This window comes from Embleya sp. NBC_00888, from assembly GCF_045207655.1.
Classification (GTDB): domain Bacteria; phylum Actinomycetota; class Actinomycetes; order Streptomycetales; family Streptomycetaceae; genus Embleya.
Genome location: NZ_CP108784.1, coordinates 4,005,498 through 4,027,709, shown reverse-complemented (window position 1 = coordinate 4,027,709; position 22,212 = coordinate 4,005,498). Strand labels below are relative to the sequence as shown.

The 22,212-nt window shown below is 71.0% G+C and carries 18 protein-coding genes; 10 read left to right on the top strand and 8 right to left on the bottom strand.

All coding sequences use genetic code 11. The annotated features are described in order from the left end of the window. Positions 1-452: 452 nt before the first annotated feature. The gene (locus OG948_RS16685; RefSeq protein ID WP_395866841.1) at positions 453-2,975 is read left to right on the top strand and encodes an ATP-dependent Clp protease ATP-binding subunit; all 2,523 of its coding nucleotides are present in this window, start codon (positions 453-455) and stop codon (positions 2,973-2,975) included. Positions 2,976-3,121: 146 nt separating this feature from the next. On the opposite strand, the gene OG948_RS16680 is transcribed toward OG948_RS16685, so the two are convergent. Continuing rightward, positions 3,122-5,314 carry an MMPL family transporter gene (locus tag OG948_RS16680; protein ID WP_406297323.1) on the bottom strand — a complete coding sequence of 731 codons (2,193 nt, stop codon included), beginning with the start codon at positions 5,312-5,314 and terminating at the stop codon, positions 3,122-3,124. 144 nt (positions 5,315-5,458) lie between these two features. On the opposite strand from OG948_RS16680, the gene OG948_RS16675 reads away from it, so the two are divergent. From OG948_RS16675 to OG948_RS16660, 4 genes are all read left to right on the top strand, one after another. Further along, entirely contained in the window at positions 5,459-6,148 is a 690-nt protein-coding gene (locus tag OG948_RS16675; protein WP_406297322.1) for a TetR/AcrR family transcriptional regulator, read from the top strand. 73 nt (positions 6,149-6,221) lie between these two features. Beyond that, complete coding sequence (locus OG948_RS16670) at positions 6,222-6,974, top strand: SDR family NAD(P)-dependent oxidoreductase (RefSeq protein WP_406297321.1); 753 nt, start codon at positions 6,222-6,224, stop codon at positions 6,972-6,974. Positions 6,975-7,116: 142 nt separating this feature from the next. Beyond that, on the top strand, positions 7,117-8,157 hold the full coding sequence (locus OG948_RS16665) for an NAD(P)-dependent alcohol dehydrogenase (RefSeq protein WP_406297320.1): 1,041 nt from the start codon (positions 7,117-7,119) through the stop codon (positions 8,155-8,157). A 103-nt stretch (positions 8,158-8,260) separates the two neighbouring features. Further along, entirely contained in the window at positions 8,261-8,611 is a 351-nt protein-coding gene (locus OG948_RS16660; RefSeq protein ID WP_406297319.1) for a tetratricopeptide repeat protein, read from the top strand. Between the two features lie 8 nt (positions 8,612-8,619). Here OG948_RS16660 and OG948_RS16655 read toward each other — a convergent pair whose 3' ends face one another. The 3 genes from OG948_RS16655 to OG948_RS16645 form a co-directional block, all read right to left on the bottom strand. After that, the gene (locus tag OG948_RS16655) at positions 8,620-9,300 is read right to left on the bottom strand and encodes a lysoplasmalogenase (RefSeq protein WP_406297318.1); all 681 of its coding nucleotides are present in this window, start codon (positions 9,298-9,300) and stop codon (positions 8,620-8,622) included. Then, a complete protein-coding gene (locus tag OG948_RS16650; protein WP_406297317.1) occupies positions 9,297-10,160 on the bottom strand; it encodes a sterol desaturase family protein in 864 nt (287 codons plus the stop codon). Before OG948_RS16650 ends, OG948_RS16655 begins: the two co-directional genes overlap by 4 nt. 153 nt (positions 10,161-10,313) lie before the next feature. Beyond that, positions 10,314-11,444, bottom strand: coding sequence for a DUF2382 domain-containing protein (locus OG948_RS16645; RefSeq protein ID WP_406297316.1), 1,131 nt, complete (start codon positions 11,442-11,444; stop codon positions 10,314-10,316). Between the two features lie 318 nt (positions 11,445-11,762). On the opposite strand from OG948_RS16645, the gene OG948_RS16640 reads away from it, so the two are divergent. Further along, positions 11,763-12,518: a GNAT family N-acetyltransferase gene (locus tag OG948_RS16640; RefSeq protein WP_406297315.1), complete on the top strand. Its 756-nt coding sequence runs from the start codon at positions 11,763-11,765 to the stop codon at positions 12,516-12,518. A 138-nt stretch (positions 12,519-12,656) separates the two neighbouring features. Continuing rightward, positions 12,657-13,124, top strand: a complete 468-nt coding sequence (locus OG948_RS16635) for a GNAT family N-acetyltransferase (RefSeq protein ID WP_406297314.1) — start codon at positions 12,657-12,659, stop codon at positions 13,122-13,124. Positions 13,125-13,134: 10 nt separating this feature from the next. On the opposite strand, the gene OG948_RS16630 is transcribed toward OG948_RS16635, so the two are convergent. After that, the gene (locus OG948_RS16630) at positions 13,135-13,371 is read right to left on the bottom strand and encodes a hypothetical protein (RefSeq protein WP_406297313.1); all 237 of its coding nucleotides are present in this window, start codon (positions 13,369-13,371) and stop codon (positions 13,135-13,137) included. A 503-nt stretch (positions 13,372-13,874) separates the two neighbouring features. Here OG948_RS16630 and OG948_RS16625 point away from each other — a divergent pair. Continuing rightward, the gene (locus OG948_RS16625) at positions 13,875-15,647 is read left to right on the top strand and encodes a hypothetical protein (RefSeq protein ID WP_406297312.1); all 1,773 of its coding nucleotides are present in this window, start codon (positions 13,875-13,877) and stop codon (positions 15,645-15,647) included. Here the strand turns inward: OG948_RS16625 and OG948_RS16620 are convergent. After that, positions 15,571-16,524 carry an A/G-specific adenine glycosylase gene (locus OG948_RS16620; RefSeq protein ID WP_406297311.1) on the bottom strand — a complete coding sequence of 318 codons (954 nt, stop codon included), beginning with the start codon at positions 16,522-16,524 and terminating at the stop codon, positions 15,571-15,573. The two genes, OG948_RS16625 and OG948_RS16620, sit on opposite strands and share 77 nt — an antisense overlap. A 181-nt stretch (positions 16,525-16,705) precedes the next feature. On the opposite strand from OG948_RS16620, the gene OG948_RS16615 reads away from it, so the two are divergent. After that, the gene (locus OG948_RS16615) at positions 16,706-17,548 is read left to right on the top strand and encodes a hypothetical protein (protein ID WP_406297310.1); all 843 of its coding nucleotides are present in this window, start codon (positions 16,706-16,708) and stop codon (positions 17,546-17,548) included. 94 nt (positions 17,549-17,642) lie between these two features. On the opposite strand, the gene disA is transcribed toward OG948_RS16615, so the two are convergent. Both disA and radA read right to left on the bottom strand, forming a co-directional pair. Further along, a complete protein-coding gene (disA, locus tag OG948_RS16610) occupies positions 17,643-18,752 on the bottom strand; it encodes a DNA integrity scanning diadenylate cyclase DisA (RefSeq protein WP_391586461.1) in 1,110 nt (369 codons plus the stop codon). A 349-nt stretch (positions 18,753-19,101) separates the two neighbouring features. Beyond that, the gene (radA, locus tag OG948_RS16605) at positions 19,102-20,493 is read right to left on the bottom strand and encodes a DNA repair protein RadA (RefSeq protein WP_406297309.1); all 1,392 of its coding nucleotides are present in this window, start codon (positions 20,491-20,493) and stop codon (positions 19,102-19,104) included. A gap of 133 nt (positions 20,494-20,626) precedes the next feature. Between radA and OG948_RS16600 the strand changes: the two genes are divergently transcribed. Further along, positions 20,627-22,135 carry a BACON domain-containing protein gene (locus OG948_RS16600; protein WP_406297308.1) on the top strand — a complete coding sequence of 503 codons (1,509 nt, stop codon included), beginning with the start codon at positions 20,627-20,629 and terminating at the stop codon, positions 22,133-22,135. Positions 22,136-22,212: the final 77 nt, after the last annotated feature.

Here is a 22,212-nt window from a genome sequence, read left to right as displayed (position 1 = left end):
CAACTCCGGGACGACAGCGAGGTTACGAAAGGTGATATGGCAACCGCAATGAGTGACGCAATGCGAGGGGTGGCCGCGCCGGCTCTTCCCCGGCGCCCGCGTGGTTGCCCGTACACCGGTCGTGACCTGCCGGTATACAGCAGGTGTCGTCCGGGGTATGACCCGAACATGGAGGGGACGCGGGGAGGCGGAATCCGGGCTCGCGCCGGGTCGGACCGGTGCCGGAAAATACCGCGTTCGCTTCTGGCGTACTCGGAATCGGCCTCAGGACGTGGCCGGCGGGAACACCGACACGCACCATCGGGTTTGACTAGTTGTCCAACGCGGTCCGCAACACGTGGGTCGCACGTCTTCACGGACGAATCGAGCGGTCCTGCGTGCAGGACTAGCATGCGGAAGGACAGGGAGGGGACCGTCCCCGATCTGCACGACCGCTCTGAGGAGCGATAACGATGTTCGAGAGGTTCACCGACCGCGCGCGGCGGGTTGTCGTCCTGGCTCAGGAGGAGGCCCGGATGCTCAACCACAACTACATCGGTACTGAGCACATCCTCCTCGGCCTCATCCACGAGGGTGAGGGCGTCGCTGCGAAGGCCCTGGAGAGCCTCGGCATCTCGCTTGAGGCAGTGCGTCAGCAGGTTGAGGAGATCATCGGCCAGGGCCAGCAGGCTCCGTCCGGTCACATCCCCTTCACGCCCCGTGCGAAGAAGGTCCTCGAGCTGTCGCTTCGCGAGGCGCTCCAGCTCGGCCACAACTACATCGGCACGGAGCACATCCTTCTGGGCCTGATCCGCGAGGGCGAGGGCGTCGCCGCCCAGGTCCTCGTGAAGCTCGGCGCCGACCTCAACCGGGTCCGCCAGCAGGTCATCCAGCTGCTCTCCGGCTACTCGAGCGGCAAGGAATCCGCCGCTCCGGGCGGAAGCGGCCAGGAGGGGACTCCGTCGACGTCCCTCGTGCTCGACCAGTTCGGGCGCAACCTGACCCAGGCGGCGCGCGAGGGCAAGCTCGACCCCGTCATCGGGCGAGAGAAGGAAATCGAGCGGGTCATGCAGGTGCTGTCCCGCCGCACCAAGAACAACCCCGTCCTGATCGGCGAGCCCGGCGTCGGCAAGACCGCCGTCGTCGAGGGCCTGGCCCAGGCGATCGTCAAGGGCGAGGTGCCCGAGACGCTCAAGGACAAGCAGCTCTACACGCTGGACCTCGGCGCGCTGGTGGCGGGTTCCCGCTACCGAGGCGACTTCGAGGAGCGGCTGAAGAAGGTGCTCAAGGAGATCCGCACCCGAGGCGACATCATCCTGTTCATCGACGAGCTGCACACGCTCGTCGGCGCGGGTGCCGCCGAAGGCGCGATCGACGCGGCGAGCATCCTCAAGCCGATGCTGGCGCGAGGCGAGCTGCAGACGATCGGCGCGACCACGCTCGACGAGTACCGCAAGCACCTGGAGAAGGACGCGGCGCTGGAGCGCCGGTTCCAGCCGATCCAGGTCGCGGAACCGTCCCTGCCGCACACGATCGAGATCCTCAAGGGTCTGCGCGACCGCTACGAGGCGCACCACCGCGTGTCGATCACCGACCAGGCCCTGGTGGCCGCGGCGACGCTCGCGGACCGGTACATCTCCGACCGGTTCCTGCCGGACAAGGCGATCGACCTCATCGACGAGGCTGGCTCGCGGATGCGCATCCGGCGCATGACCGCACCGCCGGACCTGCGCGAGTTCGACGAGAAGATCGCCAACGTGCGTCGGGACAAGGAGTCCGCGATCGACGCGCAGGACTTCGAGAAGGCCGCGTCCCTGCGCGACAGCGAGAAGAAGCTGCTCGCCGACAAGGCGAAGCGGGAGAAGGAGTGGAAGGCCGGCGACATGGACGTCGTGGCCGAGGTCGACGAGGAACTGATCGCCGAGGTTCTCTCGACCGCCACCGGCATCCCGGTCTTCAAGCTGACCGAGGAGGAGTCGGCCCGTCTGCTCCGCATGGAGGACGAGCTGCACAAGCGGGTCATCGGCCAGAAGGACGCCATCAAGGCGCTCTCCCAGGCCATCCGGCGCACCCGCGCCGGACTCAAGGACCCGAAGCGTCCCGGTGGTTCGTTCATCTTCGCCGGCCCGTCCGGTGTCGGTAAGACCGAGCTGTCCAAGACGCTCGCCGAGTTCCTCTTCGGCGACGAGGACGCGCTCATCCAGCTCGACATGAGCGAGTTCTCCGAGAAGCACACGGTGTCCCGGCTGTTCGGTTCGCCGCCCGGGTATGTGGGTTACGAAGAGGGCGGCCAGCTCACCGAGAAGGTGCGCCGCAAGCCTTTCTCGGTGGTCCTGTTCGACGAGGTCGAGAAGGCCCACCCGGACATCTTCAACTCGCTGCTGCAGATTCTGGAGGACGGTCGCCTGACCGATTCCCAGGGTCGGGTGGTGGACTTCAAGAACACCGTCATCATCATGACGACCAACCTCGGTACGCGGGACATCTCGAAGGGCTTCGGCCTCGGTTTCTCCGGATCGTCCGACGTCAAGACCGGTTACGACCGGATGAAGGCGAAGGTCAACGAAGAGCTGAAGCAGCACTTCCGTCCCGAGTTCCTCAACCGTGTCGACGACACGATCGTCTTCCACCAGCTTTCCGAGGAAGACATCATCCAGATCGTCGACCTGATGATCGCCAAGGTGGACGAGCGGCTGCGCGACCGGGACATGGGCATCGAGCTCCGTCCGGCCGCCAAGGCCCTGCTCGCCAAGCGGGGCTACGACCCGCTGCTGGGTGCCCGTCCGCTCCGGCGGACGATCCAGCGCCAGATCGAGGACAACCTCTCCGAGAAGATCCTCTACGGCGAGCTGCGCTCCGGGTCGATCATCGTGGTCGACACCGAGGGTGAGGGCAAGGACGAGCAGTTCACCTTCGAGGGCATGGAGAAGGCCCCGCTGCCGGACGCGCCGCCCATCGAGGCGACCGGCTCGGGCCCGAACCTGACCAAGGAGTAGTCGGCCGCGGGAGACCGCACACGACGAAGGGGCCGCCCCCGGGAAGTACTTCCCGGGGGCGGCCCCTTTTTCGCGTGACGTGGTGCGCGTGACGATCGCCGTGGGCGACCGGCGTGGTGTCCGGTACGACGACCCGGCGCGAGGGATCAGCGCGCGCCGTCGGCCACGTGCTCGTCGGCCCTGTCCGCGGTACCCGACCGGGCCGGCGGCGCGGCCGACTCCGCCGGTTCCGCGGCCGACTCGCGCAGGCCCACCCGGTCGTGCAGCCGGCGCAGGACCCGCGGGGAGTACCACGCGTGCCGACCCAGGAGGCGCATCGCGGCCGGCACCAGCACGCCGCGGACCAGGGTCGCGTCCAGGAGGATCGCCAGCGCCGCGCCGAAGCCGAACAACTGCAGGAAGCTCACGCTGCTGGTCAGGAAGGCCACGAAGGTCACCGCGAGCAGCGCGGCGGCGGTGGTGACGATCCGTCCGGTGCGGCCCAGGCCGTGCCGGACCGCGTCCTCGTCGGATTCGCCGGCGTCGTGCAGTTCCTTGATCCGGCTGGTCACGAACACCTCGTAGTCCATCGACAGGGCGAACGCGATGCAGAACAACAACACCGTCATCGACGTGTCCATGGGCAGCGGCGTGAAGCCCAGCAGGCCGGAGAGGTGCCCGTCCTGGAAGACCCACACGGTGACGCCGACCGCGGCCACGATGCTGATCCCGTTCAGGAGCAGTGCGCGCAGCGGTTGCAGGATGCTCCCGGTGAACAGGAACAGCAGGACGAACGTGCTGAGCACGATCAGCCCGAAGGCCAGCGGCAGCCGGTCACCGATCGAGGTCTTGGTGTCGACCAGGCGCGCGTCCGTGCCGCCGACCAGGGCCTCGGTGCGCTCGGGCGCCGGGATCGAGCGGACGTCGCGGACCAGGTCCTGGGCGGCGTCCGACTTGGCGGGCAGGGTGGTGATCACCGACAGCAGGCGGGCGTTCGGCCGGATCCGGTCGGGGCCCGCGCTGTCCACCCGGGTGACGCCGGGCAGCGCGGCGAGTCGAGCGGCGTAGCCGTCCACCGGCGCCTCGGCGCCGGTGCCGAGCAGCACCACGTCCAGCGTGCGGGTGTCGTCGAGGCTGTAGTCCGCGCGCAGCGTGTCGCCGACCTGGCGGGCCTCGGTGCTGGTCGGCAGGACCCGCTCGTCGGGCGTGCCGAACTTGACCCCGAGCAGCGGCGACGCGGCGAACAGCAGCACCGCCACCACCGGCAGCGCGGTGAGCGCGGGCCGGCGGGTGACGAACCCGGCGAGCCGCGACCACATCGGTGCCTCCGTGCCCTGGACCCCCTTGATGCCCTTGATCCGCATCGACTCGACGCGCGGCCCGAGCACGGTCAGCAAGGCCGGCGCGACGATCAGCGCGGCGAGCGCGGAGATGGCCACCACGCCGATGCCCGCGTAGGCGAAGGAGCGCAGGAAGTACTGCGGGAAGACCAGCAGCACGGCGAGCGCGGCGGCCACCGTCGCGGCGGAGAACAGGATCGTGCGACCGGCGGTGCGCAGCGTGCCGACCACCGCGTCGTGCGGGTCGTGGCCGGCGTGCAGCAGTTCGCGGTGTCGGGCCACGATCAGCAGCGCGTAGTCGATCGCCAGCCCCAGGCCCAGGGCGGTGGTGAGGTTGATCGAGAAGATGGAGACGTCGGTGAGGCTGCCGAGGACGTACAACTCGGCGAAGGTACCCATGATCGCGATGAAGCCGATCACCAGCGGGACCAGGGCGGCGATCAGGCTGCCGAAGGCGAGCACGAGCAGCAGCAGGGTCAGCGGGACCGCGATCGACTCGGCGATCGCCAGGCTCTTGCCGACCTGGCCGTTGACCGCCGGGCCGATCGAGGCGTCGCCGCCTATGCGCACCTTGAGCGGACTGTCCGGGGGCAACTGGGCGCTCTTGGGCAGTTCGCTGACGTCGTCCTCGACCGAATGGGCGACGAGCAACGCGCCGCGGCCCCCGTCGGCCTTGAGGCCGGGTGCGTTGGTGGTCCAGTACGAGGCCACCTGGTCGAAGCCCGGCGCGGCGGCGAGGGCTGCGGTGAGCCGACGTCCGGCGTCCGCGACGGCGGGTGTGTCGACGCCGGAGCCGTCCTTGGCGCGTACTTCGACCACCAGGTTGGGTCGGCCGCCGAAGGTGTCCTTGATCTCGTCCTGGGCCCGGGTCGAGGCCGAGCTCGGCGCGTCGAAGCCGCCCGACTGGAGCTTGCCGAAGGCGCCGAAGCCCACCCCGGCCGCGACGAGCAACAGCAGTCCGCCGACCACGAGCACCATGCGGGCCCGGCGGAATACGAGATCCCCTAGTCGTTCGAGCATGATCATCGACCTTCCATGTGGTCCCTGGGGGACGGAGGTGCCAGGGTTGGGCAAACGATGTTGACGCCGATAACAATGTTGGCATTGATAACTTGGCATTGAATGTGCGCAGTGTCAACATGGGGCTGGATCGAACGGAGAACCATGGCAAGCGAGCAAGCCGCCGGCACCTCGGGTCGTCGCGGATACCACCACGGCGACCTGCGCAACGCGCTGACCGAGGCCGCCGTGGAACGGGCCCGGGCGGGCGGCCCGCAGGCGATCGTGCTGCGTGAGGCGGCGCGGGCGACGGGAGTGTCCTCCACCGCCGCCTACCGGCACTTCGCCAACCACCACGAGCTGGTCGTGGCGGTCAAGGATCGCGGCCTGGCGCTGCTCGCGGCGGCGATGCGGGCCGAGTTGGCGAACGGCGAGCCGTGCTCGGACCCGGGCGACGAGGCGATGCGCCGGCTGCGCGCCGCGGGGCTCGGCTATGTGCGCTTCGCGTTCGCCGAGCCCGGTCTGTTCCGGACCATCTTCTACGGGGCCGGCGAGGGCGAGTCGATGGTCGGTCGTCGGCAGGCGGCCCAGGCCGCGGGCGAGGCCGAGGGGCAGCTGCCCGGCACGCCGGACCAGTCGGAGGAGTCCTACGCGCTGATGTCCCAGGCGCTGGACGAACTGGTCGAGCTCGGTCGGCTGCCGGCCGAGCGGCGCGAGTACTCGGACGTGGTGATGTGGTCCGCGGTGCACGGCCTGAGCGTGCTGCTGCTCGACACCGAACTGGCCCATCTCCCGGACGGGATCAAGGCGGACATCGTCCGGCGCGGCCTGGATGTGGCCCTGAACGGCCTCTAGTGGCCGCCGCGGCATCCCCCATTAGGGTCCGTCCGACGGGCGCCGACGGTCGGGCGCTCGCAGGATCGAAGGCATGAGCGCCGACTTCGCCGACAAGACCGCCATCGTCACCGGTGCCGCCTCGGGCATCGGCGCGGCCATCGCTCGCAGACTGGCCGCCGACGGCGCCGACGTGGTGGTCGCCGACCTCGACGACGTCGGCGCGACCCGCGTGGCCGCCGAGATCGAGGCGGCCGGCGGGAGCGCCCGGGGGATGCGCGTGGACGTGGCCGATCCGGAGTCCTGCGCGCTGCTGGTGCGCGCGGCGGTGGAGGCGTTCGGCGGGCTGCACCTCGCGGTCAACAACGCCGGCATCACCGGTCCGCACGCGCACACCGGCGAATACCCGCCGGACGGCTGGCGCAAGGTGATCGACATCAACCTCAGCGGCGTCTTCTACGGCATGCGCCGGCAGATCCCGGCGATGCTCGAGTCCGGCGGCGGCGCGATCGTCAACATGGCCTCGATCCTGGGCTCGGTCGGCTTCCCGAACGCGGTCGGCTACGTGGCCGCCAAGCACGGCGTACTCGGCCTGACCAAGACCGCCGCGATCGAGTACGCGCAGCGCGGCATCCGGATCAACGCGGTCGGACCGGGCTTCGTGGAGACCCCGCTGCTCGAGGAATCCGACGCCGAGGCGCACGCCGCGCTGGCCCGGCTGCACCCGATGGGCCGGCTCGGCACGGTCGACGAGGTGGCCGACCCGGTCGCCTTCCTGCTCTCCGATCGGGCCTCGTTCATCACCGGCAGCTACCACCTGGTGGACGGCGGCTACACCGCGCCGTAGCCCGGCCCGACGGATACCCCCACCCCGTAATCCATTCGGTTGGCGGGCAATAGTCTGACAAGTGACGTCGCCGGCCCGCCGTGCCACCCGAGCACCACCCGTGTCATCACTGGGGGCCGGTACGCCGGAAAGGGAGAAACCCATGAAGGCCGTCCAATACGTCGAGTTCGGCAAGCCGGTCGAGGTGCGGGAGATCCCCGCGCCCGAACCGGGCCCGGGTCAGGTATTGCTCGAGGTCACCGCCGCCGGCGTCTGCCACTCCGACATCTTCGTGATGAGTCAGCCCACCGGAAGCTTCGGTCCCAACGCCCCGCTCACCCTCGGCCACGAGGGCGCCGGCATCGTCGCCGCGCTCGGCGACGGGGTCACCGGCGTCGAACTCGGCGACGCGGTCGTCGTCTACGGACCGTGGGGCTGCGGCACCTGCCACGCGTGCGCGCAGGGCAAGGAGAACTACTGCGCTCGCGCCGCCGAACTGGGCATCCGGCCGCCGGGACTGGGCGCGCCGGGCGCGCTCGCCGACTACGTGCTGATCGACGACGCCCGCCACCTGGTGCCGATCGGCGACCTGGACCCGGTGCAAACCGTCCCGCTCACCGACGCCGGCCTGACGCCGTACCACGCGATCAAGCGCTCGCTGGACAAGCTCTACGCGGGCAGCACCGCCGTGGTCCTGGGCGTCGGCGGCCTCGGCCACATCGGCGTGCAACTGCTGCGCGCGCTCTCCGCCACCCAGGTGATCGCGCTGGACGTGAGCGAGGACAAGCTGGAGCTGGCCCGGGCGTCCGGCGCACACCTGGCGATCAGGTCCGACGACAAGGCCGCCGACATCGTCCGGGAGGCCACCAACGGCCTCGGCGCACAGCTCGTGCTCGACTTCGCCGGCGTGCAACCCACCGTCGACCTGGCCGCGAAGTGCGCGGCCACGGAGAGCGACCTGACCATCGTCGGCATCGGCGGCGGCACCCTCCCGGTCGGCTTCGGCCTGATCCCGTTCGAGTGCTCGGTCAGCACGCCCTACTGGGGCACGCGGGCCGAGCTGATCGAGCTGATCGACCTGGCCCGGCGCGGCGCGGTGAGCGCGCACGTGGAGAGGTTCCCGCTCGACCGGGCGCCGGACGTGTACGACCGGCTGCACCACGGCCGGATCAACGGCCGCGCGGTGCTCGTCCCGGGCACCTGACCCGGCCGCCGCCGCGCCCGGACGCCTCGCCGGAATACCTTGCCGGGGTATTCGGTTCTGTCGGGTGTCCGACGCCGTCACGAGCATCGCGAAGGGAGCCACCGTGACGCTGACCCTGGAGAACTACCGAGTAGCCGAGGCGCTGGTCGAGTGGCGCGACCCGCTGGGCGCGCTGCGCCTCCTGGAGCCGGCGCTGGAAGAGGAGCGCGACAACGTGGCCGTGCAGCAACTGGCCGGTCGGGCGTACTTCCTCTCGCTGCAACTGCGCCGGGCCGAGGAGACGCTGCGCCGGGTGATCGAGCTGGACCCGTGTGACGCGTGGGCCACGCACGCGCTCGGCCGGACCCTGGAGCGGGCCGGTCGCGGCGCCGAGGCGGCGCCGTTCCTGCGACTCGCCGCGGCGATGAACCCGGAGCCGGAGTACACCGCGGCGGCGGCGAGGTACGCCGACTGACGCCCGACTCAGCCCGACGAGGCGGTGGACCGACGGTCCGCCGCCTCGTTCGTGTCCGGTCCGGCGAACGGCCAGGCGGCCCAGGTGAGCGCGAGAAGCAACTGGGCGGCCACGTAGGTGGGCATCACCACCGCGTCCTGACCCGGCACCAGGTCCACGTCGGCGATGCCCAGGGCGATCACCGCGTCCGAGAGCAGGAACAACGCGCCGCCGATCCCGGTCAGCCGGCCCACTCCCGCGGCGCCGACCGCCATCGCGGTGAGCAGCAGGCTGTACCCGAGCACCGGCACCAGCAGGTCGTCCAGACCGCGCCACACCAGCGCCATCATCGCGGCCCACGCGAGCAGGTACCCGACGGCCGACCGGGCCGGGAACGTGCCGCCCAGGCGCCGGAAGGCGATCAGGTAGCACACGTGCCCGACCGCGAACCCGGCCATGCCGACCATGAAGGTCGCGTCGTGGTCCACGAGCAGCCCGACGTCGCCGACGAACCCGCCCACGAGCGCGCCGATCGCCGGCCCCCGAACGCGCTCGGCGCCGGGCCGGGCGGCCACGCACACGAAGGCGATCAGCACCGGCATCAGCAGCGTCTTGGTGACCCAGCGGGCCCCGTCGACGTCGGTCGCGGCGAACACCGTGTCGACGACGCCGAGCGTCAGGTACGCGGCGACCAGGGCGCGTGCCCTCACGCGGTCGCCCGGGCGGCGACGCTCGCGGGCTCGGCCGCCTCGACCGCCGGCTGCCAGCCGGGACCGCGAAACACCCGGCCGAACCGTGTCCGCCAGCCGCGCGCCGCCCGGACGTCACGCGCGATGGCCGCGTACTCGTGGAAGGCCACCCGCAGCGGGTTGTACGTCCGGATGTTCTTGGTGAGCCCGTAGTCCACCGGCTCGCCCTCGGGCTCGAAGCTGCGGAACAGGCGGTCCCACAGGATCAGGATGCCGCCGTAGTTGCGGTCCAGGTACTGCCGGTTCGAGCCGTGGTGCACGCGGTGGTGCGAGGGCGTGTTGAGGACGAACTCGATCGGCTTCCAGAGCTTGTCGATCCGCTCGGTGTGGATCCAGAACTGGTAGAGCAGGTTGATCGAGAAGGAGGTGACCACCATCGTCAGCGGGAAGCCGAGCAGCAACATCGGCCCGATGAACACGATGTGGTGCGCCCCGGTCCAGGTCTGCCGCAGCGCGGTGGAGAGGTTGTAGTGCCGGCTGGAGTGGTGCACGACATGACTGGCCCACAGCAGCCGGATCTCGTGCCCGGCGCGATGCTCCCAGTAGTAGAAGAAGTCGACGCCGACGATCACCAGCACCCACGCCCACCACGTGTTCCCCACCCGCAGCGGGGTCAGCTCGTGCAGCCCGTCCCAGGCCAGGACGGTCAGCAGCCCCCACCCGAGCCCGGCCGCGATGCTGCCGAGACCCATGGTCAGGCTCGTCGCGGTGTCCTTCACCGCGTACCCGCGCTCGTCGTCGTCGGGGGCGAAGCGGTACGACACCCATTCCACGACCAAGAGCAGGGTGAAGGCCGGAATGGCGAACACCGTGAGGTCCATGCCTCGGACCCTACTGGCGAGTAACGCCCGGTGGAAGAGGTGATTTCCCGCGAATTTCCCGAACCGTGCCCCGAGCGGGGCGAAGCCCCCGGACGCCGCCGGAGAAAGGCACCGGGAGACGATCGGGGGCTTCGCGGAGGCGGCCGGACGGACCTACATGTTCATGTTCTTGTTCTTGTCCATGTTCTTGTCCAGCCGTTCGCCCTTGCCGTCGAGGACCTGCACCTTGTCCCCGTCGTGCAACTCGATCCGTTCGCGACGGACCTCCTCGGTCACCCGCTGCTCGCTCTGCACCTTCTTGGAGACGAGCCGGATGCGCTCGACCGGGACGACCTCCTTGCGGACGACCACACGTTCGGCGTGCAGCACGATCTCGTGCGCGTTCTCACGCATGTCCGGCCCGTCCAGCGCGGCACGGCGGTTGGCGTTGTCGATCGGTTCGCGAACGATCTCCCACTCCTCGTGCATCACCGGTACGACCTTGTCCACGCGCTCGGTCTCGATCACCTTGCGCAGCGCCGCGCGCCCGGCCTCGATCGTCTCGACGTGCACGTCCAGCCGCTCCTCGGAGCGGGTCATCGCGTCGTCGGAACCGGCCTTGGCGGACATCGCCGCGCCCCGGGCCGTGCCCGAGTCGGCCGAGGTCGAACGGGTCGTGGTCGAGGAGGCCATGCCCGCCTTGGCGGGGTCCGTCTCCATGGCCGGCCGACCGGTCGCGGTGCCGGCGGCCGCGGCCGTGGTCGCGGCCGGTGTACCGATCCGCGTCGGCGGGTCGTTGGTGCGCACCGACGGGTCGTGCTTGCCGGTCAACTCCTCGAAGCCGTTGTCCGAGCCCGCGAGCTGCGACTTGGACATGTCCGGATGCCGGCGCGTCTCGGCCGCGCCGGCGGCTCCGGCGGCACCGGCTGCTCCGCCGGCCGTACCGGCGGTTCCGGTGCCCTCGGTGGTCCCGGTGCGCGTCATGCCGGCCGACGGCGTGACGCTGTAGTGCCGATAGAGGCGAGCCTCCTCCTCCGGCGACAGGTGCTCGTCGGTGCCCAGGCTCGGCGCCTCCTTGACGAGTTCCTTGTCGAAGGGCACACGCAGGTCGTCGCCTTGCATGTCGGCCGGGCCCAGCGGCACGAAGCTCTCGCGGCCGCCGAACATGCCGGTCTTGACGGTGACCCACTCCGGCTCGCCGGTGCGGTCGTCCAGATACACCTGGCCGATGGTCCCGATCTTGCTGCCTTCGGAATCGACGACCTTACGGCCGATCAGTTCCTGCGGGGTGACGTTCGTCTTCACGAGCCAACGCTCCTGTTCCCGGCGCCGCGACGGGGATGTCGCGACACGGCGGTCGTCGTGTGGGAGCTCCGCTCACCAGCAGACGGCTAATCGGCCGATGCGACAACCGGAGCCGGTCGGGGCGGTGCCCGCCGGGCGCCCGTGAAGGGCTGCCAGCAGCGGGAATTCGAGCGGTGATGGATTGTGGGCGAGGCCCGTGGATTCACCCGAGTGGGTGAGTGACCGGCCGGGGTCGGCCGGTCACCGGCCGAGTGGGCGGGACCGTGGGGCCGGGCCCGGGGGCGATCCGCCGGGGTGTCGTCCGGCAGGATTCGCGCCGTGAGGGAGATAACCGATCACGACGAATTGCTGCGTCGCTGCGATGGTGACGCGATGTGTGTCTGGACCGCGCAGGGGCTGACCGGCGGGCGTCGGGCCTGGGCCGACGCGGACGGAGCGGCCGTGGTGGTGGCGGGGGCCGAGCTGTGCCGACACGATCGGCTGGCGGTGCACGGGTCGCCCGAGGCGCTGGTGCCGCTGGTTCGCGAGGTGTTGTCGGAGACGGGGCCCGGTTACCGGCCGTTCGGCGACCCGGAGCGGATCGCCGCGCTGGTGGCGGGTGTACCGGAGCTGGTCGAGGTGGGCTCGTTCGGCTGGATGGATCTGATTCCGCCGACGCCGACGCCGGTGCCGGACGATCGCCGGGTCCGGTGGCTGACCGAGGACGCGACGGACGAGGTCGTCGCCCTGATCGAGAGCGGCTTCCCGTCGTCCTATGCCAAGCCGGGCCTGCCCGGGGTGGAGCGCTGGGCCGGGGTGCGCGACGCCGACGGCACGTTGCCGGCGGTGGCCGCGCTGGCCTGGTCGGCGCCGAGCATCGGCTTCCTGGCCGGGGTCGGGGTGGCCCCGGCGGCGCGCGGGCGGGGCTTGGGCCGGATCGTATGCGCGTTCGTGCTGGCCGAGGCCCGCGGCAGGCACGGGGGTGCGGCGCTGATGGTGGACGAGTGGAACCACACCGCCATACGGATGTACGAGGGGCTCGGGATGACCTATCGGCCGGTCAAGGCCGCCGCGTGGTCGGGGCGGGCGGGATGACGCGACGGGTGGGGCCAGTGGGGCCGGTGGGGCCGGTGGGGCTGGTGGGCGGGCGGGGTGCTCGGCGGGGGATCCGGCGGCGGATGTGTGGTGCGCGTATATCCCGGTCGATGCCGTCGCGATTTGTAGGCTTTCGGTATGACCATGACGATCCGCCCGGCGACCGCTCGGGATCTGTCCGGGCTGCTCGCGCTATACGCCGAGTTCCATCCCGACGACGTGCCTCTGCCGATCGAGGACGCCCATCTGATCTGGGCGGACATCGCCACCCAGCGCGGTCGCACGGTGTTGGTCGCCGATCTGGACGGCATGGTGGCGGGCACCGCCGACTGCGCGGTGTTGCCCAACCTCACGCGGGGTGGGCACCCGATCATGTTCGTGGAGAACGTCGTGGTGGCGTCGACCCACCGGCGACGCGGGATCGGCCGCCGCCTGCTGGTCGCCGCCGGCACGGTCGCCGCCGACGCGGGTTGCTACAAGGTGCAACTCCTGTCGGCGGACAGCGCCGAGGTGCTCGCGTTCTATCGGGCCTGCGGCTTCGAGGGCGAGTCGGCCCAGGGCTTTCGCCGCTACCTGCGCGGATCCGCCTCCGGGGACGCGCGCTAGAACGGCCGGTTCATCGGCCGGTGCGCCACGGACCGCCGGGGGAGCCTTCCGGGGGATCGACCGGTCCGTTGCGCAGCCAGCCGGTGCCTCGGCAGTGCGGGCAGCGGGTGCCCGCCCAGATCGTCGACACCTCGCGGTGCCGGCTGCGGTAGACCCGGCCGGAGGTGTCCAGGCCGGTGCCCTGGCAGCCCATGCACTGGATCGCGTCGCCCGCCGTGGGCTCGTCGTGCCCGGAGTCCTCCGTCACCGCGTCCCCCTTCGATCCTCGGTGTGCGCCCGCGACCGAGCCGCATCGCGTTCCGTAGCCGGCGCGTGTACGTCCAGTATTCGCGGGTGGCTCGCCGCGCGCCGGGATTCGGGGCAAAAGGTTCCCGGGCGGGTCCGGGTGGGTCCGGGCGGCGAGGTGGCGACCCGTCCGGCCGGGGGACCGCCGGGCCCCTTGATCGTGGGTCGAACACCGGTCGGTTCGAGGCGGGGTACAGTAATGCGTTTTCCTGCGGGCTTCGTTACGTTGGAAAAGAATGGATATGGATGTCGAAATGTCGCCGCGCCCGCTCGGATGATCGACACAGTTTTCGATCGCATTGTCGAACGTGGGCCGGGGGCAATTCGGACCGCTATTTTTCCCGATGATATTATCGGGCCGATCGGTGTGCGGGACGACAGGAGTTCGGGGGCAGGACGATGGCCGTAGGAAGCACCTTGGCCGAAAAGAATAAGGCCGAGGGCGCGGCGAATATCGATCCGGAAATGTCGCGAAATAGGCCGTGGCAGCGGCTCGACGCGCGGACCGGATGGGCGATCGCCGTCGTGCTGGTGCCGGCCCTGCTGCTCGGGCTGGCGGCCTTCCGGCGGCGCTGGATCGGCGACGACGGACTGATCTTCGTTCGCGTCTCGCAACAGATCCTGGACGGGAACGGGCCCAACTTCAACGTGGGCGAGCGGGCCGAGGCGGCGACGTCGACGCTCTGGCCGTGGCTGCTCGCGCTGGTCGGCGGGGCGACCGGGATCGACCTGGTCACCATCGCGGTGTACGGCTCGCTGCTGTGCGCGGTCGGCGGCCTGGCGCTCGCGACCGCGGGCACCCGACGGCTCTACCTCGACCTCCCGGGCGGCGGATGGCCGCTGCCCGCCGGTGCGTTGGCGATCGCCGCGCTGCCGCCGTTCTGGGACTTCGCCACGTCCGGTCTGGAGATGGGGCTGATCTTCGTCTGGCTGGGCACGAGTTGGTGCCTGCTGGCCCGGCTGGACCGCAACTCCTCGTTCGCGCGCCAGGCGTGCACCTCGTTCGCGCTCGGCATGGGTGTGCTGGTCCGGCCCGACCTCGCACTGGGCACGATCGTGTTCGCGGTGGCCGCGTGGCTGCTGCTGCGACCGACCGGCAGGCGGTTGGCCGTGCTCGCGGTGTTCGGCGGTCTGCTGCCGGTGCTCTACCAGATCTTCCGGATGGGCTACTACGGCGTCCTGCTGCCCAACACGGCGATAGCCAAGGAGGGCACCAAGACCGACGTCGGTCGCGGATGGACCTACTTCGAGGACTACGCGAGCCCGTACAACATCTGGGCACCGCTGCTGCTGACCGTGGTCGCGGTCGGGCTGCTTGCCACGATCGGCCGTTCGGTCGGCGACTTCGAGCGCTATCGCGTCCGGGTGCTGACCGCGACCGCCCTGGTCACCGGCACGGTGCTGCTCGGCTACGTGATCGTGGTCGGCGGCGACTTCATGCACGCCCGTCTGTTGTTGCCGGGCACGTTCGCGTTCCTGCTGCCGGTCCTGGTGCTGCCGTTGCAGCGGCTGTACGCGGGTACCGCGGCGGGGCTGGCCGCGTGGTCGCTGGTCTGCGCGGCCTCGATGCGGGTGCCGTACCAGGGTTTCGGGCCGAAGAACATCGAGGACACCCGCTCGTGGTACGTGACCTGGACCGGCGAGGAGAACCCGGTCACCTCGAAGGTCTACCGGGACGCGTTCGTGAAGCGGCTCGAAGGGGTCGGCACGGAGTGGAACAAGGACACCGCGACGCCCGGGGCGCAGTTCGTCTATCTGACCTACTACCACGAGCCCGACAAGTTCTGGATGTTGAACTTCGACTTCCGCTCCGCACCGCTCAAGTACCACGTCCCGATCACCGACTCGGTGGTCTACGGCGCCCTCGGGCAGCCCGCGGTGCTGGTGCCGACGTCGGGTCTGGCGATCGACATCTTCGGTCTGGCGAATCCGCTCGGCGCGCACCTGGACCTCGACTATCGGACCCGGTCCGGGCACGACAAGCTGACCTACATCGAATGGATTCTCGCCGACTTCACCCAGCCGGGTACGCAACTGGACCTGCGCAATGTCGATCCGGCCAAGGTCGAGGCGGCCCGTCGGGCATTGAACTGCGGCGGTATTCGCGAACTCCAGCAGGCGACCCGCGAGCCCATGTCGGTATCGCGGTTCTGGAAGAACCTCACCGGGTCGGTGAAACGGAACTCGATGCGGATTCCGACGAATCCGATCGACGCGGAGAAGAAGTACTGCCGCTGAGCGGGCCGGCGGGCAACCGGTACACGCCCGCCGCCAACGGCTCGACCAGGCCGTCCGCGACCAGCCCGTCCAGTGCCCTCGCGCGTTGGACGGGCTCGTCCCACACCGCGTCCAACGCGGCCTGCGACACCGGTCCGGGGCTCTCTCGCAGCACCGCGAGCAACCGCCCGCGGACCTGCCGGTCGGTGCCCGCGTAGGTCTGGCCGCGGCGGGGCGGGCCCTCGTACGCGGGCTTGCCCGCCAGTCGCCACGCGCACAGCGCGGCGACCGGACAGCCCACGCACTTGGGCGACTTCGCGGTGCACACCAGCGCGCCGAGTTCCATGATCGCCACCGCCCAGGTCGCGGCGGTCTCCGCGGCGGCGGGCAGCAGCGTGGTCGCGGTACGGCGCTCGGCCGGCGTGGTGGCCTGCGGCGGGTACTCGACGCCGTCGATCGCCCGGCCGATCACCCGGCGCACGTTGGTGTCCAGCACGATGTGGCGCTGCCCGAACGCGAACGAGGCGACGGCCGCGGCGGTGTACTCGCCGACCCCGGGCAGCGCGAGCAGGTCCGCGTGGGCGGAGGGGACCTCGCCGTCGTGGCGCTCGACCATCGCGACCGCGGCGCCGTGCAGCCGCAGCGCGCGGCGCGGGTAGCCGAGCCGGCCCCACATCCGCACCGCCTCGCCCGGTTCGTCGGCGGCCAGCGCGGCCGGTGTGGGCCAGCGCCGCAGCCAGGCCTGGTAGACCGGCAACACCCGGACCACGGGGGTCTGTTGCAGCATGAACTCGCTGACCACGACCGCCCACGCGGAGGCGTCGGGGGTTCGCCAGGGCAAATCGCGTCGATGGGCCGAATACCAGTCGAGGATCGGCTCGTGCAGTGCGTGTGACATCTCTCCCCGATCCTCGCACGTTACGGGAGGTCACTCGGGCGAGTGACGGTGGCTTCTGCCCGCAAATGCCGGAATAAGCCTGCGACCAGGGCTTCTTCGGGCGCGACACGGCGAGAAATTCCAACGCGTCGGACGGTGTGGCTACACCGGACGGCGTAACGATCTCCCCTAGAGTTTGCGCGTGGACTCGATGCGCCGTCCCGTGGGTCACCTGCCGTCAACCGTGTATTGGCGTCGGCGGGTCGTCGTGCTGCTCGCCCTCGCGCTGTTGATCGCGCTGGTGGCCTGGGCATGCACTGCCGGTGGGGACTCCGACGACAAGAAGAACGCCGCGGACAAGAAGCCGGTCCCGAGCGGCTCGGCCTCGCCCGATCCGAGCGCCATCACGCCGGGGCCCAACCCGACCAATGGCGCCAATCCGCCGATCCCGGGCGGTGGCACCGGTACGCCCGGCGCGGGAACCTCCGGCGCGTCGGCGGGCACGTCCGGCCAGCCCGGCGGGCAACCCGTCCCGGGCGGCGGGCAGTCCGCGGGTACCGCGGGCAACTCCGGCACGGCGAGTTCCGGCGGGAAGGCCGCGCCGAACGGCGGCACGTGGTGCACGCCGAACATGATCCGGGTGCAGATCCAGCCGGTGGACGCGGGCAAGACGGCCTACAACGCCTCGCAGAACGTGGCGCTCAAGCTGATCGTCACGAATCAGACCGGGCCCACCTGCTACGTCGACCTCGCGCCGAGCCGCGCCTACATCGAGGTGCTCTCCGGCCCCGAGCGGTTGTGGAGCTCGGCCGACTGCGTCGCCGGCGCGGCCACCGACGTGCGGCAGTTGCAGCAGGGCGACGCGCAGGCCGTCTCGATCACCCGCGACTGGTCCTGGACCCGCTCCAACGCCGCGCAGTGCGCGACCAACGGCGGTCAGAGCAAGGCCGCGCCCGCGGACAAGGCCGCCTACCGCGCGAAGGGCACGCTGGCGGGCCTGGAGCCGTCCGGCGAGTTCGTGTTCACCGCGACGGTGGGCAAGTAGCGGGCGATCCGCGACCGAACCACGAAGGAGGGCCCCGGCGCGTGCGCCGGGGCCCTCCTTCGTGTGCGCGACGTCGTGTCGTGCGGCCCGGGGGCTACACGTAGCGCTCCAGGATCGAGGACTCGGCGAGTCGGGACAGCCCCTCGCGCACGCTGCGCGCGCGGGCCTCGCCGACGCCGTCCACGGCCTGGAGGTCGTCGACACTGGCCGCGAGCAGCTTCTGCAGGCCGCCGAAGTGCTCCACGAGCCGCTCGATCACCACGGGTGGCAGCCGGGGGACCTTGGCCAGCAGTCGGTAGCCGCGCGGGCTGACCGCCGAGTCGAGCACCTCGTGCCCCGAGGTGAAGCCCAGCGCGCGGGCCACGGTCTGCAGGTCGAGCAGGTCCGCGTGGGCGAGACCGTCCAACTCGGCGAGCACGTCGGCCTCGGTCCGGCCGCGCTTGATCGCGCGCTCGGGCACGTAGTCGCGGGCGACCAGCTTGCGGTCGTCCTCGACGCCCGCGATCAGCTCCTCCAGTTGCAGCGAGAGCAGACGCCCGTCGACGCCCAACTCGGTGACGTAGCCGTCGATCTCGCGGGCGATCAGGCGCACCATCTCCAGTCGCTGGGACACCGCGCACACGTCCCGCACGGTGACCAGGTCCTCGATCTCCAGCGCGGACAGCGTGCCCGACACCTCGTCGAGCCGCAGCTTGTAGCGCTCCAGCGTGGCGAGCGCCTGGTTGGCCCGGGACAGGATCGCCGCCGAGTCCTCCAACACGTGTCGCTTGCCGTTGACGTAGAGCGCGATCAGGCGCATGGACTGGCTCACCGAGACGACCGGGTAGCCGGTCTGCTTGTTGACCCGCTCGGCGGTGCGGTGCCGGGTGCCGGTCTCCTCCGTCGGGATCGACGGGTCCGGGACGAGTTGCACGCCGGCCCGGACGATCTTCGTGCACTCGCGGTCGACCACGACCCCGCCGTCGAGCTTGCACAGCTCGCGCAGCCGGGTCGCGGAGAACTCGACGTCCAGCACGAAACCGCCCGTGGAGAGCGCCTCCACCGTCTTGTCGAAACCGAGCACGATCAGGCCGCCGGTGTTGCCCCGGAGAATGCGCTCCAGGCCGTCGCGCAGGGCGGTGCCCGGGGCCACGGATTGCAGCGCGGCCCTCACGAGGGCCGCGTCGGCACTCGTGCCCTTGTCGGTCCGGTCATTCGTAGCCACAGAACTCCCCGTGGTCGTTGCCATCCTCGGCCGGCCATCGGCCGTCACCCGGGCATTTGCTCCGGTATGCACGGCCGGGAGCGCCTCAGGACCTGCGGTCGACACAGGTCGGCCGCTACGTCGGAAGATCGGTGGAAAAGTCTAGTGCCTCCCGACCGCCGACCGGTCGCCTTATCCGGCCCGAAGCCGTGTTTCGGCACAGGTCGCGCATGCCGTTCCGCTTGTCGAGTATCTCCGAGGCGACGCCCGGTCACTCCTCGGGGCACCCGGAAAGTTGTCGGCCGGCATCGGAGCGTCCCGCCGGTGTCCCGTTCGGGTCCGCTTCCCGGGGTGCCGGCGGGTCGGCCGGTCACTCGCGATCGGGCTTTCGCTCGCGGTGCGACACCAGGTTGAATGCGCGCAGCGCCTCGCGGATGTCGGCCACCTCGATCACCTTCATGCCCTTGGGGATCTTGCCGGGGTCGGGCGGCACCAGCGCGTGGGTGAAGCCGAGCCGGAACGCCTCGGCGAGCCGACGCTGCACGCCGGTGGCCCGGCGGATCTCGCCCGCGAGGCCGACCTCGCCGATCGCGACCAGCTTGGACGGCAGCGGGTGGTCGGCGGCGGCGCCCGCGAGCGCGAGGGCCGCGGCCAGGTCCGCGGCCGGTTCGGTGAGCTTCACGCCGCCGACGGTTGCGGTATAGATCTCGGTCTTCTCCAGGCGGACCCCGCCGCGCCGCTCGAGCACCGCGAGCACCATGCCCATCCGGGCCGAGTCCAGCCCGGAGGTGGCCCGACGCGGGGTGGGGATCTGTGACGGCGCCACCAGTGCCTGTACCTCGACCACCAGGGGGCGCTTGCCCTCCAGGGTGACCGTGACGCAGGTGCCGGAGACCGGCTCCTGGCGCTGGGTCAGGAACAGGCCGCTGGGGTCGGTCAGGCCGGTGATGCCCTCGTCGTGCAGCTCGAAGCAGCCGACCTCGTCCGCCGTGCCGTAGCGGTTCTTGATCGCGCGGACCAGGCGCAGCCGGGCGTGTCGGTCGCCCTCGAAGTGCAGCACGACGTCGACCAGGTGCTCCAGCAGGCGCGGGCCGGCGATCGAGCCGTCCTTGGTGACGTGGCCGACCAGGACGGTGGCGATGTTGCGTTCCTTGGCGATCCGGATCAGCGCGCCGGTCACCTCGCGGATCTGCGACACGCCGCCGGGCGCCCCGTCGATCGCGGGCGAGGCGATGGTCTGTACCGAGTCGACCACCAGCAGCGCGGGCTTGACCGCGTCGACGTGGCTGATCAGCGCGGCGAGGTCGGTCTCGGCGGCGAGGTAGAGCTCCTCGTTCAGCGCGCCGATCCGGCCCGCGCGCAGGCGGACCTGGGCGGCCGACTCCTCGCCGGTGATGTAGAGCGTGCGCGCGGCGGCCGAGGCGGACTTGCTCGCCACATCCAGCAGCAGGGTGGACTTGCCGACCCCGGGCTCGCCCGCGAGCAGCACGACCGCGCCCGGGACCAGGCCGCCGCCGAGCACGCGATCCAGCTCGTCGACGCCGGTCGAGCGGAACTTGGCCGTCTGCACGTCGATCCGGCCGATCGGCAGCGCCGCCGTGGTGACCGGGCCGGCGACGATCGAGCGGGCCTTGGGCGCGCCGAACTCCTCGACGGTGCCCCATGCGTGGCACTCGTTGCAGCGGCCCAGCCATTTCGGCCCGGTCCAGCCGCATTCGGTGCAGCGGTACGACGGGCGATCCTTCGTGGTGGTCCTGGCCATGCCAGGAACGTTAACGGCCCGCGCCGACATCGATGACCGGCCGCCGATCGATCATGGTCGGAATGTCTTGATCCTGTCACCGAGCCGGCAAAGAGATGGTGACCATGGGCCGTTCTCCCTACCGTGTGGCGGCATGGCGCGTGGGGACGTTGCGGGGCAGGGGTCGGGGACGACGGACGTGACGGGGGCGGTGCCCGACGCGGTCGCGTTGTACGACGCCCATGGCGACGCCCTGTTCGGTTTCTGCGTGGGGCTCGTGCACGACCCCGAGGTCGCCGCGCGGGTGGTGCGGGACACGCTGGCCGTCGGGCCCCAGCGGATCCGGGTGCTGCGCGAGGCCGGGCGGACCCGGGCGCTGCTGTTCGCGCTCGCGCGCGCCGAGTGTGCCCGGGCGGCCGGTGGCCGGCGCGGGCCCGGGGTGGTCGAGCAGGTGTTGGCCGCGGGTGGTGCGGCGTGGACGGTGCCCGACCGGCATCGGCTGCCGCCGCTGGTCCCGTACGCGCTGTGGGCGGTGGACGAGGTCGAGCGGATCGCGCTGGACCTGTCTGTGCGGCGCGGCCTGGACGGTGCGGAACTGGCCGATGTGCTGGCGCTGTCCGAGCGGCGGGTGGAGCGCGCGCTGGCCCGTGGATGGGCGCAGTTCGAGCACGCGCTGGCGGTGTACGCGGTGGCCACGCACGCGCGCCGGGACTGCCCCGAGCTCGCGTTGTTGTTGCCGGACGAGGGCGCGGCGGTGGAGGCGACGTTGCGCCCGCCGCTGTACCTGCACGTGGACTCGTGCCCGGACTGCGTGGCGCTGCGTCCGGGCGAGGTGGACGCGCGGGAGTTGTTGGCGGCCGGCGGTTCGCCCGCGGCGCCGTACTCGATCCGGACCGAGCTGCTGGTGAACGGGACGGCGGCCTTCGGCGGGTGGGGCGGTGTCGGCGCGTCGACCGACCGCGGCGCCTTCCCGAGGGGGACCGGGCGGCCCCGTTCGCGGGTGCCGATGGTGGTGGCGTGCGCGGTCGTCGCGGCGCTGGTGTCGACGCTGGGCGTGCTGGTGCGGCCGGGGTCCGGGGGCGAGGGCAAGCCGGTGGCGCTGGGGTCGGCCCAGGTGCCGGATCAGCCCGCGGCCGTGCACCCGCCGGTGGTGCCCACGCCCGCGCCGAGCAGCGCGTCCGTACCCGGGCCGACCGCGTCGCGCGGCCCGACCGCGGTGCCGAGCACGCGCGCCGGCAGCGCGAAGCCGACCACCCGGAGCAGCAGGAGCGCCAAGCCCCCGGCGGGCGGCCCGGCTTCGGCGGCCGGGCTTCCGGTGAACCGGCCCCGGTCGCTGGGCTCCACCGAGGGCAATCCGGCGCCCCGGGGCACGCTCGTGTGGTCGAGCCGGGTGCTGGAGCTGGGGTCCGACGGCGCCGCGCGGGTCGTGCGACTCACCGCCGAGAACGGACCGGTCACGTGGTCCCTGGGCGTGTCGGAAAATGATTGGCTCTCGGTGAGTCCGAATTCCGGAACGCTGGCCAACGGCCAGTCGATATCGATCACGATCTCGGCGAATCCGGACAGGACACCGGCCGCCACGTGGGAAGTGAGCGTTTCGGCGGATCCGACGGGTGTTTCGCTCACGGTCCGCGGTCCGGGGCGTCGCGTGGACGTTCGATGAAAGAATTCGGCCAAAGGTGACGGACATTCACTCGAAAGTATGATTGTCGACCTCGAAAGGCGTATGAAAGTGCAAAT